This window comes from Actinacidiphila cocklensis (genome assembly GCF_907177275.1).
Lineage (GTDB): Bacteria > Actinomycetota > Actinomycetes > Streptomycetales > Streptomycetaceae > Actinacidiphila > Actinacidiphila cocklensis.
In genome coordinates, this window is record NZ_CAJSLV010000061.1 from 95,696 (window position 1) to 108,029 (window position 12,334).

The window sequence follows — 12,334 nt, forward strand, 5'->3', positions numbered from 1 at the left end:
CGGTCACTTCAGGAAGTCGGGAACGTCGAGCTCTTCCGCCGCGCTGTCCTGGTACGGCCGGGCCGGCGGCACGATCGGCGACGGTGCCGGGACGGCCGGCGCCTCGGCGACCGGCTCGGGCTCCCGCTCGCCGGGTGCTGCGGCCGGGACGCTGCCCAGGCCGCCGAAGGACGGCGCGGGGCGCTGGGGGTCGCCGGGGGCGGGGGTCCTGGCGCCGCCGGAGGCCGCCGCGTCGTCGCGGCCCGCGTAGGGAGAGTTGAGCACCTTGTCGCGGCTGCCCTTGGTGGGCGGCTGGCCGCCGTCGAAGCCGGCCGCGATGACGGTGACCCGGACCTCGTCGCCGAGCGCGTCGTCGATGACCGCGCCGAAGATGATGTTGGCCTCCGGGTGGGCGGCCTCGCTGACCAGCTGGGCCGCCTCGTTGATCTCGAACAGGCCGAGGTCGGAGCCGCCGGAGATGGACAGCAGCACACCGCGGGCGCCATCGATGGAGGCCTCCAGCAGCGGCGAGGAGATCGCCATCTCCGCGGCGGCGACGGCCCGGTCGTCGCCGCGGGCCGAGCCGATGCCCATGAGGGCGGAACCGGCTTCCGACATCACGGACTTCACGTCGGCGAAGTCCAGGTTGATCAGACCGGGGGTGGTGATCAGGTCGGTGATGCCCTGCACACCGGACAGCAGCACCTGGTCCGCGGAGCGGAAGGCGTCCAGCACGCTGACCTGGCGGTCCGAGATCGACAGCAGCCGGTCGTTGGGGATCACGATCAGGGTGTCGACGTTCTCGCGCAGCCCCGCGATGCCGTCCTCGGCCTGGTTGGCGCGGCGGCGTCCCTCGAAGGTGAAGGGGCGGGTGACCACCCCGATGGTCAGTGCGCCCAGCGAGCGGGCGATGTTGGCGACCACGGGGGCGCCACCGGTGCCGGTGCCGCCGCCCTCGCCCGCGGTGACGAAGACCATGTCGGCGCCCTTGAGCACCTCTTCGATCTCCTCACGGTGGTCCTCGGCGGCCTTGCGGCCGACGTCGGGGTTCGCGCCGGCGCCGAGTCCCCGGGTCAGCTCCCGGCCGACGTCGAGCTTGACGTCGGCGTCGCTCATCAGCAGGGCCTGCGCATCGGTGTTGATCGCGATGAACTCGACGCCCTTGAGACCGACCTCGATCATCCGGTTGATGGCGTTGACGCCACCGCCGCCGATGCCGACGACCTTGATGACTGCGAGGTAGTTCTGCGGTGCTGCCACGTCGAAGGCCTCTCGCCTCGATTTACGAATCGTGTGGGACGGTCGGTACGCTCGCCGGGGCCGTTCCGAACCCTGACCCTGAGGTTTAGGGTTACCAGTATGCCTGTCCCATGTGTTCCTTTGGGACGAGACACTAAGTCGACAAGCGGTGGTGGTTCAACGAACACGCCGAACCTCCCGTTTTTCTTTTGACCCTATGTGATCACGCACGGGCTCCGTGAACCAGGGGTCGAATACTATCGAAGCGGACGTCCCGCACGCGTCAACTTCCGGAAGCCGCAGGGGCGGTGGGGGCGCTGACGTCGTAATGCGTGGCGTGCGGCTCGGCCTTCATGAGCGCGGTCAGCGCCGCCGCCTTGGGGGCGCCGTCCTCCTGGCTGCCCCACATCACGTCCCGCCCGCCGGTGAGTTCGACGGTGATCGCGTCGTAGGAACGCACCCGGATCGCGGTCGCCCGGCCGGTCAGCGATTGGGGCAGCCGGCCGGCGACGCTAATCGCGGCCTGCAGCAGTCTCTTTGTTCCGAAATGCCGAAAGCTCGCCGTCTGATCCGGCGTCAATTGCACCACCGGCACTCCGCGCGGCCGCTGATCGACGGTGGCGAACCTGACGCCTTCCTTGTCGACTTCGATGAACTTCCCGCCGCTTTTCAGGATCGCCGACGGCGTGCGCTCGGTCACCTCGACCCGGATCGTGTGCGGCCACGACCGGTGCACCCGGGCGTCGCGCAGCCTTGGCAGCGCCTTGAGCAGCCGCTTCCTGACCGCTGCGGTGTTGACCGAGACCAGCGGGCCGCCGAGCGGTACGGCGGCGGCCCGCTGGATCTGCTGCGCGGTCAGCACCTGGCCGCCGGTCACCGCGACCCGGTCGGCCCGCAGCCACGACGAGCCGTAGACCACCCAGGTGCCGCCGCCCAGCAGTACGGTGAGCGCCACCAGCACGATCAGCACCGTACGGCGGGCGGGCACCGTCAGCCGCGGCCGGCGGCTGCCGTCGGCGGGCGGGCGGGCCGCGGCGGGGGGTACCCGCGTACGGTCCTGGCCGCCGCGCTCCGCGGATCTGGCTCCGGCACCGGCTCCCGGTCCTGTCACGTCGGCCTCCCGTGTGTTGACGCCCGGCGGGTCTATCGTGCCCGGCGCGCGGCCACCGCCTCGTACACCATGCCGACGAGCAGGTCGTCCGCGTCCCGGCGGCCGAACTCCGCGGCGGCGCGGGACATGTCGTAGAGGCGGTGCGGGTCGGTGAGCACCGGCAGGACGTTGCCGAGCACCCAGTCCGGGGTCAGCTCCGCGTCGTCGACCAGCAGGCCGCCGCCGGCCTTGACCACCGGCTGCGCGTTGAGCCGCTGTTCGCCGTTGCCGATCGGCAGCGGCACGTACGCGGCGGGCAGGCCGACCGCGGACAGCTCCGCCACGGTCATGGCGCCGGCCCGGCAGAGCATCATGTCGGCGGCGGCGTACGCGAGATCCATCCGGTCGACGTAGGGCACCGGGCGGTACGGCGGCATGCCCGGCATGTTGTCGGCCCTGGGCAGCTCGTTCTTCGGGCCGACCGCGTGCAGGATCTGCACCCCGGACTGCTGGAGCCTGGGGGCGACCGTGGCGATCACCTCGTTCAGCCTGCGGGCGCCCTGCGAGCCGCCGGAGACCAGCAGGGTGGGCAGGTTCTGGTCGAGGCCGAAGGCGTGCCTGGCCTCGGGGCGGGCCGCCGCGCGGTCCAGGGTGGCGATGGAGCGGCGCAGCGGGATGCCGATGTAGCGGGAGTCGCGCAGCTTGCTGTCCGGGGTGGAGACGGCGACCGCGTGGGCGTACCGCGAGCCGATCTTGTTGGCAAGGCCGGGGCGGGCGTTGGCCTCGTGCACCACGATCGGCACGCCGAGCCGCTTGGCGGCCAGGTAGCCGGGCAGCGCGACGTAGCCGCCGAAGCCGACGACGCAGTCGGCCTTGGTGCGCTCCAGGATCTGCTCCGCGGCCTTGATGGTGCCGCGCAGCCGCCCGGGGACGGTGATCAGTTCGGGGGTGGGCCTGCGCGGCAGCGGAACGGCGGGGATCAGCGCCAGTTCGTAGCCGCGCTCGGGCACCAGCCTGGTCTCCAGGCCCTTCTCGGTGCCGAGGGCGGTGATGCCCACGGTCGGGTCCTGCCTGCGCAGGGCATCGGCGAGCGCGAGCGCGGGCTCGATGTGGCCGGCGGTCCCCCCACCGGCGAGTACGACATGCACCGAAATTCACCGCTCTCCGGACGGCCGTCGGGTGACGTACCGTCGCATCGTCCGTGTCATTGCCCGGCTCGGGGAGTTACGCCCGTTCCGCCGCCCCCGCGCGGCCAGCGCGGCTCGCGCCGCCGGCTCGCTCTTGGCGAAGGAGATCAGCAGCCCGATCGCGAACATGGTCGGCAGGAGGGCAGAACCTCCGTAGGAGAACAGCGGGAGCGGGACTCCGGCGATCGGCAGCAGGCCGAGCACCGCACCGATGTTGATCACGGCCTGGGCCGTGATCCAGGTGGTCACGCCACCCGCTGCGAACCTGACGAAGGGGTCCTCCGTACGACCGGCCACGCGGATACCCGCGTAGCCTAGTGCCGCGAAGAGGGCGAGTACCGACAGTGTCCCCGCAAGGCCCAGTTCCTCCCCGGTCACGGCGAAGATGAAGTCGGTGTGCGGTTCGGGGAGTTCGCCCCATTTCTCCACGCTCGCCCCGAGTCCCGAGCCGAACCAGCCGCCGGAGGCGAGGGCGTAGATCCCGTGCACGGCCTGCCAGCAGCCGTTGTCGGGGTCGGAGGCGGCGATACAGTGCAGCCGTTCCATCCGGTTGGGGCTGGTGACGACGGCCAGCCCGGCCAGCGCCCCCGCGCCGCCCAGCACCCCGGCGAACAGCCGGGTCGGCGCCCCGGCCAGCCACAGCATGCCGAACAGGATCGCGGTGAGGATCACGGTGGTGCCCAGGTCCCCGCCGAGCATGATGAGTCCGAGCAGCAGCACGGTGACCGGGATGAGCGGCACCAGCAGGTGCTTCCACTGCACGAGCAGGCCCTTGTCGCCCTTGCGGGCCAGCAGGTCCGCGCCCCACAGCACCAGCGCGAGCTTGCCGAACTCGCTCGGCTGCAGCTGGAAGGGGCCGCCCACCGAGATCCAGTTGGTGTTGCCGTTGACCGACTGCCCTATCCCCGGCACCTGCACCAGGCACATCAGGAACACTGAGCCCAGCAGCAGCGGGTACGCCAGCGCCCGGTGCACCCTGACCGGCATCCTGGCGGCCGTGTAGAGCAGCACCGAGCCGATCGCGACCGCGAGCAGCTGCTTGCGGAAGTAGTACGTGGACGGCAGCCCGTAGCGCAGCGCCTGGATCATCGACGCCGAGTAGACCATCACCAGGCCGAGCACGGTGATCAGCAGGCTGCCGCCGAGGATCACGTAGTACGCGGTCAGCGGCCGGTCCCAGGCGTCCCGCAGCCGCCCGGGCAGCCGGGCGGCCCCGCGCAGGGCGCTGGGCGCCCTGGCGGGGCGTGCGGCCGCGCGGGGGGTGGAGCCGTGTGCCGTCATGGGTCCCCTCCGTCGGTGCGGTGCGCCGCGGCCTGCGGGAGCGGGGCCGCGGCGGCTAGGAGCGTGCCGCGGTGTCCGGCAGTACGGCGCGCACGGCTTCCGCGAACAGGTCGCCGCGCTGGTTGTAGTTGCTGAACATGTCCATCGACGCGCAGGCGGGTGCCAGCAGGACCGTGTCGCCCGCCGCGGCCAGCTGCCGCGCCGCGGCCACGGCCGCGGACATCGCCCCAGTGTCGGTCCGTTCCAGGTCCACCACCGGCACCTGCGGGGCGTGTCGCGCCAGGGCTTCGCGGATCAGCGCGCGGTCCGCGCCGATCAGCACAGCTCCGCGCAGCCGGTCGGCGGCCGCGGCCACCAGCTCGTCGAACTCGGCGCCCTTGGCCAGCCCGCCGGCGATCCACACCACGTGGTCGTACGCCGTCAGCGAGGCCTGCGCGGCATGGGTGTTGGTGGCCTTGGAGTCGTCGACGTAGCTCACCCCGTCCAGCACCGCGACCTCCTCGATGCGGTGCGCGTCGGGGCGGAAGGCGCGCAGGCCGTCGCGTACCGCGCCGGCCGGCACCCCGTAGGCGCGGGCCAGGGCGGCGGCGGCCAGCGCGTTGGCCACGTTGTGCGGGGCGAGCGGCTGGACGTCGGCGGTCTCGGCCAGCTCCTGGGCGCTGTTGCGGCGGTCCTCCACGAAGGCCCGGTCCACCAGCAGCCCGTCGACCACGCCCAGCTCCGACATGCGCGGCGCCTCAAGGGTGAAGCCGATCGCCCGGCAGCCCTCCTCGACGTCGGCCTCCTCCACCAGCCGCTCGGTCTCCGGGTCGGCCGCGTTGTAGACGCAGGCGACCTTGTTGCCGTGGTAGATCCGGCCCTTGTCCGCGGCGTATTCCGCCATCGAGCCGTGCCAGTCGAGGTGGTCGGGCGCCAGGTTGAGCACCGCGGCGGAGTGCGGGCGGATACCGGGCGCCCAGTGCAGCTGGTAGCTGGACAGCTCCACGGCCAGGACGTCGTAGTCCTGCTCGCCGAGGACGACGTCGAAGAGGGAGACGCCGATGTTGCCGACCGCGGCGGTACGCAGGCCCGCCGCGGTGAGGACGGCGGCGAGCATCCGGGTCGTGGTGGTCTTGCCGTTGGTGCCGGTGACCGCCAGCCAGGGTGCGGCGTCCGGGCCGCGCAGCCGCCAGGCCAGCTCGACGTCGCCGATGACCTCGACGCCGGCCGCCGCGGCGGCCGCGAAGAGCGGGCTCGACGGCTTCCAGCCGGGCGAGGTGACGACCAGCTCGGTGCCCTCGGGCAGGGTGTCCCCGTCGCCGAGGCGCACGGTGACGCCCAGCGCCTCCAGTTCGGCCGCCTCGGCCTGCTGCCGCTCCCCCGCGGTGCCGTTGACCACGGTCACCCGGGCGCCGAGGCCGTGCAGCGCCTTGGCGGCGGGCACCCCCGACACCCCGAGCCCGGCCACGGTGACCTTCAGGTCCCGGTACTCGCCGCCCGCGGTCATGAGGCGGCCACCCACCCGGCGTAGAAGATGCCGAGCCCGACGGCCATGCACATGCCCTGGATGATCCAGAATCTGACCACCACCAGGACCTCGCTCCAGCCCTTCAGCTCGAAGTGGTGCTGGAGCGGTGCCATCCGGAAGACCCGCTTGCCGGTCAGCCGGAACGAGCCGACCTGGATGACCACGGACATCGTGATGAGCACGAACAGGCCGCCGAGGATGGCGAGCAGCAGCTCGGTGCGCGAGCAGATCGCCAGGCCGGCGAGGGCGCCGCCCAGCGCGAGCGAACCGGTGTCGCCCATGAAGATCTTGGCCGGCGAGGTGTTCCACCACAGGAAGCCGAAGCAGGCGCCCATCAGGGCCGCCGCGACCACCGCGAGGTCGAGCGGGTCGCGGACCTCGTAGCAGGCGCCGTTGGCGCTGACCTGGGCACCGCACCACTGGCCGTACTGCCAGACGCCGATGACGGTGTAGGCGGCGAAGACCATCACCGAGGCGCCGGTGGCCAGGCCGTCGAGGCCGTCGGTGAGGTTCACGCCGTTGGACATCGCCAGGATCATGAACAGCGCCCAGATCACGAAGATCACCGGGCCGATCGACCAGCCGAAGTCCGTGGTGAAGGACAGCTTGGTGGACGCCGGGGTCTGGTTGCGCGAGTCGGAGAAGTTCAGCGCCAGCACCGCGAAGGTGATGCCGACGATGAGCTGGCCCGCCATCTTCGCCTTGGCCCGCAGGCCCAGGCTGCGCTGCTTGACGATCTTGATGTAGTCGTCGAGGAAGCCGACGACGCCGAGCCCGGTGGTCAGGAACAGCACCAGCACACCGGACATGCTCGGCTTGTCGCCGGTGATCAGCTTCGTCGAGGCGTACGCGACCAGGGTGGCCAGGATGAAGGCGATACCACCCATGGTCGGCGTGCCGCGCTTGCTGTGGTGGGCCTGCGGCCCGTCGTCGCGGATCATCTGGCCGTAGCCCTTGCGGGCCAGCAGGCGGATCAGCAGCGGAGTTCCGATCAGCGACAGGAAAAGCGCGATCACCCCGGAGACGAGGATCTGCTTCATCGCGCGGCACCCTCACGGGCCGCCGTACCGCCGGGACCGCCTTCGGTCAGCGCCAGGGCGACGGCCTCAAGACCGACCGACCGTGATGCCTTCACCAGCACGACGTCACCCGGGCGCACTTCTGCGCGCAACAGGTCGATCGCCGCCTCCGCGTCGGACACGTGCACCGACTCCTCACCCCACGAACCCTCGTTATAGGCGCCCATTTGCAGCCACGCGGCTTCCGTACCGCCGACCGCAACGAGCTTGCTGACGTTGAGCCGGACGACCAGCCGCCCCACCGCGTCGTGCTCGGCGAGAGCTTCCCCGCCCAGTTCGGCCATCTTTCCCAGCACCGCCCACGTCCGTCCCCCCGCGGCCTGTGCGGACCTGCCCATCGCGGCGAGTGCGCGCAGGGCTGCCCTCATGGATTCGGGGTTCGCGTTGTAGGCGTCGTTGACGACCGTCACGCCGTCGGGGCGCTCGGTGACCTCCATCCGCCAGTGCGAGAGCGATCCCGCTGAAGAGAGCGCGGTGGCGATCTCCCCGGCGGGCATGCCGAGTTCACTGGCGACGGCGGCTGCGGCAAGCGCGTTCGACACGTGGTGCTCACCGTACAGGCGCAAGGTCACGTCGGCGCACCCGGTGGGTGTTCGCAGGGAGAAGACCGCCTGACCCCGGTCGTTCAGCCGCACGTCAGTGGCCCTCACGGCGGCCTGCTCGCTCTCCCCGAAGAGCACCACCCGCGCCTTGGTGCGGTCCGCCATGGCCAGCACCAGCGGGTCGTCGGCGTTCAGTACGGCGATGCCCCCCGCGTGCTCGTCCGGCAGCGCCTCGACCATCTCGCCCTTGGCCTGGGCGATCTGCTCCCGGCCGCCGAACTCGCCGATGTGGGCCGAGCCGACGTTGAGCACCACGCCGATCCTCGGCGGCGTCAGGCCCGTCAGGTACGCGATGTGGCCGATACCGCGGGCGCCCATCTCCAGCACCAGGTGCCGGGTGTGCTCGTCGGCCTGCAGCGCGGTCAGCGGCAGGCCGATCTCGTTGTTGAGCGACCCCGGGGTGTAGACCGTCGGCGCGATCCGTTCCAGGATCTGCGCCATCAGGTCCTTGGTGCTGGTCTTGCCGGCGGAGCCGGTCAGCGCCACCACGGTGGCACCGAGCCGCTCGATGACGTGCCGGGCGAGGGCGCCGAGCGCGGCCTGCACGTCGTCCACCACGATCGCGGGCACACCGACCGGGCGGGCCGCCAGCACCGCGACAGCGCCGTCCCGCACCACCTGGCCGGCGAAGTCGTGGCCGTCGGCCCGCTCGCCGGCGAAGGCCACGAACAGCGCGCCGGGCACCACCTCGCGGGAGTCCCTGACCACGGGCCCCGTCACCAGCAGGCCGTCGTCCGGTATGTCGTGCGTGCTCCCGCCGACCGCGCGTGCGACCTCGGCGAGGGTAAGGGGGATCACGATGCTTTCCGGTCCTTCTCGATCGCGGCGCGCAGCACCTCTCGGTCGTCGAAGGGGCGCACCTCTCCGTCGATGTCCTGGCCCTGCTCGTGGCCCTTGCCCGCCACCAGCACGATGTCGCCCGGCTCGGCCGCGGCGACGGCGGCGGCCACCGCGGCGGCCCTGTCGGGTTCGACGACGACATGGGCGCGCTGTCCGGCCGGCACCTCGGCGGCCCCGGCCAGCATCGCGCTGAGGATCGCCAGCGGGTCCTCCGAGCGCGGGTTGTCCGAGGTCAGCACCGCGGTGTCGGCGAGCCTGGCCAGCGCGGCGCCCATCGGGCCGCGCTTGGTCGTGTCGCGGTCGCCGCCGCAGCCCAGCACGGCGTGGATACGGCCGTGGGTGGTGGTGCGCAGCGCCCGCAGCACGGACTCCACGGCATCGGTCTTGTGCGCGTAGTCCACCACAGCGAGGTAGGGCTGGCCCGCGTCGACCCGCTCCAGCCGGCCCGGCACCCCGGGCACGGCAGCGACGCCCTCGGCGGCGCTCTGCGGGTCGAGGCCCGCGGCGGCCAGCGCGGTGATCGCGGCGAGGGTGTTGGCGACGTTGAAGGGGCCGGGCAGCGGGGCGGTGGCCCGCAGCCGCTCGCCCTTGGGGCCGATCACCGTGAAGGCGCTGCCCATCAGGTCCGCCTCGACGTCCTCGGCCCGCCAGTCGGCGTCCAGCCGGCCCTGCGCGGAGTACGTCACCAGCGGCACGGTGGCCTCGGCGACCAGCCGGCGGCCGTACTCGTCGTCCAGGTTGACCACGCCGAGCCGGCTGCGGCGCGGGGTGAACAGCTGCGCCTTGGCCTGGAAGTAGTCCTCCATGCCGGTGTGGAACTCCATGTGCTCCGGGCTGAGGTTGGTGAAGACGGCCACGTCGAAGACGGCGCCGTCGACCCGCCCGAGCACCAGGGCGTGGCTGGAGACCTCCATGACGAGCGAGCCGACGCCGCGTTCGCGCATCACCGCGAACAGCGCCTGCAGGTCGGTGGCCTCCGGCGTGGTGCGCTCGCTCTTGATGCGCTCCTCGCCGATCCGGGTCTCGACCGTGCCGACCAGGCCGGTGCCGCCGCTGGTGGCGGCCCGCAGGCCGCCCTCGACCAGGTAGGCGGTGGTGGTCTTGCCGGACGTACCGGTGATGCCGATCTGCAGCAGCGCCTCGCCCGGCTCGTCGTAGACGGCCGCGGCGAGCGCGCCCATCTGGGACCTGGGGTCGGCGACGGTCAGCACCGGCAGGCCGGTCGCGGCCGCGCGGGCGGCGCCCGCCGGGTCGGTGAGGACGGCCGCGGCTCCCGCGGCGGCCGCCTGGCCGGTGAAGTCGGCGCCGTGGAAGCGGGCGCCTGGCAGTGCGGTGTAGAGGTCGCCGGGGCGGACCGCCCGCGAGTCGTGGGTGATGCCGGTGACAGCGGTGTCACCGCCGGGGTCCGGTAGGCCGAGCCGCCGGGCGAGGTCGGCCAGCGGTTTGGGGCGGACCCGCGTCGGGCGCGGCAGGCCCGGCTGGGTGAGGGTGGCTTGATCAGGGTTGGGCACGGCGGTGAGGTTACCGGGCTGCCCCGGCTCCGGGCCAAAACGGGCCGGGTGCGGCCGCCGCGGGTCGCGGCGGCGGCCACCGGTGACGCCGTGCTGGTCACGGTCGGTGCCTGGCATGGTCACCGCGCCTTGGTGCCGGCCGGCGGGGCCGCGCCCAGGGCGGGGTCCGCAGGGTCGAAGTCGATCGGCAGCTTCGGCGCCGGTACGCCGGACGGCGGCACCTGGAGCGTCTTGAGGGCGAACTCCATCACCTGCTTGAAGACCGGTCCGCAGATCGAGCCGCCGAAGTAGCTGCCCCTGGTCGGGTTCTGGATGACGCAGGAGACGGTGACCCGCGGGTCGTCGGCCGGCGCGAAGCCCATGAAGGACGCCGTGTAGCCCTTGTACCTGCCGGTTTTCGGGTCCACCCGGTTGGCCGTACCGGTCTTGCCCGCGACCCGGTAGCCGTCGATCCGGGCGTGGATGCCGGTGCCCTGCTCGCTGCCGACCACCGACTCCAGCATGGTGGACAGCGTCTTCGCGCTCTGGGCGCTGACCACCCGGGTCTTCTTCGGCGGGGCGGCGGGCACGAAGCGCCCGTCGGGCCCGGTGACGCCGCGGATCAGGCTGGGCTCGACCCTGATCCCGCCGTTGGCGATCGTCGCGTAGACCGAGGTGGCCTGCAGCGCGTTCAGCGACAGGCCCTGGCCGAAGGGGATCGTGTACTGCTGCGAGGCGTTCCAGTCCTGCGGCTTGGCCAGGATGCCGGGGGTCTCGCCGGGGAAGCCGATGCCGCTGGGGTCGCCGATGCCGAACTTCTTCAGGTACGAGTAGAGGACCTGGTTGGCCTGCGCCTGGGTCTTGCCGAGCTGGCCGGTGGCCTCGATGGTGCCGATGTTGCTGGACCTGGCCAGGACGCCGTTCAGCGTCAGGTACCAGGTGCCGTGGTCGACGTCGTCGTGGAAGACCCGGTCCGCGCGCGGCAGCGTGCCCGGCACGGTGACGCGGGTGGTGGGCGTCGCGGTGCCGGTGTCGATGATCGCGGCCATCGACATGAGCTTGCTGACGCTGCCGGGCTCGTACGCGTCCTGCATCGCGGCGTTGCCGAGCGCCTCGGGGTCGGCGTGCGAGAGGTCGCCGGGGTCGAAGCTCGGGGCGTCGGCCATCGCCAGCACCTCGCCGGTCCTGTTGTCCATCACGGTCACGTACCCGCGATCGGCCCCGGACTTCTTCACCTGGGCGCGGATCGCGCTCTGCGCGGCCCACTGGATGTCCCGGTCCAAGGTCAGCTCCACGTCGGAGCCGGGCACCGCGGGGTGCTCCTGGACGCCGGCGGTGGGGACCTGGCGGCCGTTGGACTGGGCGTAGCGGATCTTGCCGTTCTTGCCGGTCAGCTGCTTGTCCAGCATCGACTCGAGCCCGCCGCCGCCGGTGCCCTTGCTGTTGACGAAGCCGAGCACGCCGGCGGCGAGGTCGCCGCCGGGGTAGACCCGCCTGGTGTGCGGCTCGCTGAACACCCCGGCCAGCACGTCGGCGCCGGGCTGCTTGACCGCCTTGGCGGCGAGCGCCTTCTTCAGGTCGGAGATCTGGTTCCAGGCCTGCGGGGACTGCTGGCGGGCCAGGATCTGGTAGCGGGAGCCGGGGGTGGACAGCTGCCGGGCGATCGTCGTCGCGTCGCCGCCGACGATCGGCGCGAGCAGCTCCGCCGCCTGCAGCGGGGCGTCCTTGACCTTGGCCTGCGCCGGCGTGAACAGATACGGGTCCGCGGTGATGTCGTACGCGTCCACGGTCGCGGCCAGCGCCACGCCCGAGCGGTCGGTGATCGTGCCGCGGTCGGCGGTGACGTCGTGGGTGACCCAGCGGTTCACCGCGGCCTTCGAGGCATACGCCGACGCGTCGACCGCCTGCACCTGCAGCAGGCGCACCACGAACACGCCCATGACCACGGTCAGTGCCAGCGCGACGAGGCGCAGCCTCGGGCGCGGTGTGCCCAGCCGCACGGTGTGCGGCCGGCGCGGCCGCCGCGGCGGCGGCACGGGC

The 12,334-nt window shown here is 72.4% G+C and carries 9 protein-coding genes; all 9 read right to left on the reverse strand.

The window, feature by feature from the left end; all coding sequences use genetic code 11:
* Positions 1-3: 3 nt before the first annotated feature.
* The 9 genes from ftsZ to NFU81_RS21955 all read right to left on the reverse strand — a co-directional run bounded on the left by ftsZ (position 4) and on the right by NFU81_RS21955 (position 12,330).
* Complete coding sequence (gene ftsZ / locus NFU81_RS21915) at positions 4-1,239, reverse strand: cell division protein FtsZ (protein WP_251492480.1); 1,236 nt, start codon at positions 1,237-1,239, stop codon at positions 4-6.
* 262 nt (positions 1,240-1,501) lie between these two features.
* Positions 1,502-2,329 carry a cell division protein FtsQ/DivIB gene (locus NFU81_RS21920; protein ID WP_251492482.1) on the reverse strand — a complete coding sequence of 276 codons (828 nt, stop codon included), beginning with the start codon at positions 2,327-2,329 and terminating at the stop codon, positions 1,502-1,504.
* Between the two features lie 32 nt (positions 2,330-2,361).
* Positions 2,362-3,456 carry an undecaprenyldiphospho-muramoylpentapeptide beta-N-acetylglucosaminyltransferase gene (murG, locus tag NFU81_RS21925; RefSeq protein WP_251492484.1) on the reverse strand — a complete coding sequence of 365 codons (1,095 nt, stop codon included), beginning with the start codon at positions 3,454-3,456 and terminating at the stop codon, positions 2,362-2,364.
* Between the two features lie 6 nt (positions 3,457-3,462).
* Positions 3,463-4,776, reverse strand: a complete 1,314-nt coding sequence (gene ftsW, locus NFU81_RS21930; RefSeq protein ID WP_251492486.1) for a putative lipid II flippase FtsW — start codon at positions 4,774-4,776, stop codon at positions 3,463-3,465.
* Positions 4,777-4,831: 55 nt separating this feature from the next.
* Positions 4,832-6,262, reverse strand: a complete 1,431-nt coding sequence (murD, locus tag NFU81_RS21935; RefSeq protein WP_251492488.1) for a UDP-N-acetylmuramoyl-L-alanine--D-glutamate ligase — start codon at positions 6,260-6,262, stop codon at positions 4,832-4,834.
* A complete protein-coding gene (mraY, locus tag NFU81_RS21940; RefSeq protein WP_251492490.1) occupies positions 6,259-7,323 on the reverse strand; it encodes a phospho-N-acetylmuramoyl-pentapeptide-transferase in 1,065 nt (354 codons plus the stop codon). Before mraY ends, murD begins: the two co-directional genes overlap by 4 nt.
* Positions 7,320-8,762: a UDP-N-acetylmuramoyl-tripeptide--D-alanyl-D-alanine ligase gene (locus NFU81_RS21945; RefSeq protein ID WP_251492492.1), complete on the reverse strand. Its 1,443-nt coding sequence runs from the start codon at positions 8,760-8,762 to the stop codon at positions 7,320-7,322. Before NFU81_RS21945 ends, mraY begins: the two co-directional genes overlap by 4 nt.
* Complete coding sequence (locus tag NFU81_RS21950) at positions 8,759-10,432, reverse strand: UDP-N-acetylmuramoyl-L-alanyl-D-glutamate--2,6-diaminopimelate ligase (protein ID WP_251492494.1); 1,674 nt, start codon at positions 10,430-10,432, stop codon at positions 8,759-8,761. The genes NFU81_RS21945 and NFU81_RS21950 overlap by 4 nt, the downstream gene beginning before the upstream one ends.
* A gap of 2 nt (positions 10,433-10,434) precedes the next feature.
* Positions 10,435-12,330, reverse strand: coding sequence for a peptidoglycan D,D-transpeptidase FtsI family protein (locus NFU81_RS21955; RefSeq protein ID WP_251492512.1), 1,896 nt, complete (start codon positions 12,328-12,330; stop codon positions 10,435-10,437).
* Positions 12,331-12,334 lie beyond the last annotated feature (4 nt).

What these genes read in the sequence shown, in the direction of transcription:
- mraY (WP_251492490.1), bottom strand. Translation starts at nt 7,323, where the DNA reads ATGAAGCAGATCCTCGTCTCCGGGGTGATCGCGCTTTTCCTGTCGCTG.
- NFU81_RS21950 (WP_251492494.1), bottom strand. Translation starts at nt 10,432, where the DNA reads ATGCCAGGCACCGACCGTGACCAGCACGGCGTCACCGGTGGCCGCCGC.
- murD (WP_251492488.1), bottom strand. Translation starts at nt 6,262, where the DNA reads ATGACCGCGGGCGGCGAGTACCGGGACCTGAAGGTCACCGTGGCCGGG.
- ftsW (WP_251492486.1), bottom strand. Translation starts at nt 4,776, where the DNA reads ATGACGGCACACGGCTCCACCCCCCGCGCGGCCGCACGCCCCGCCAGG.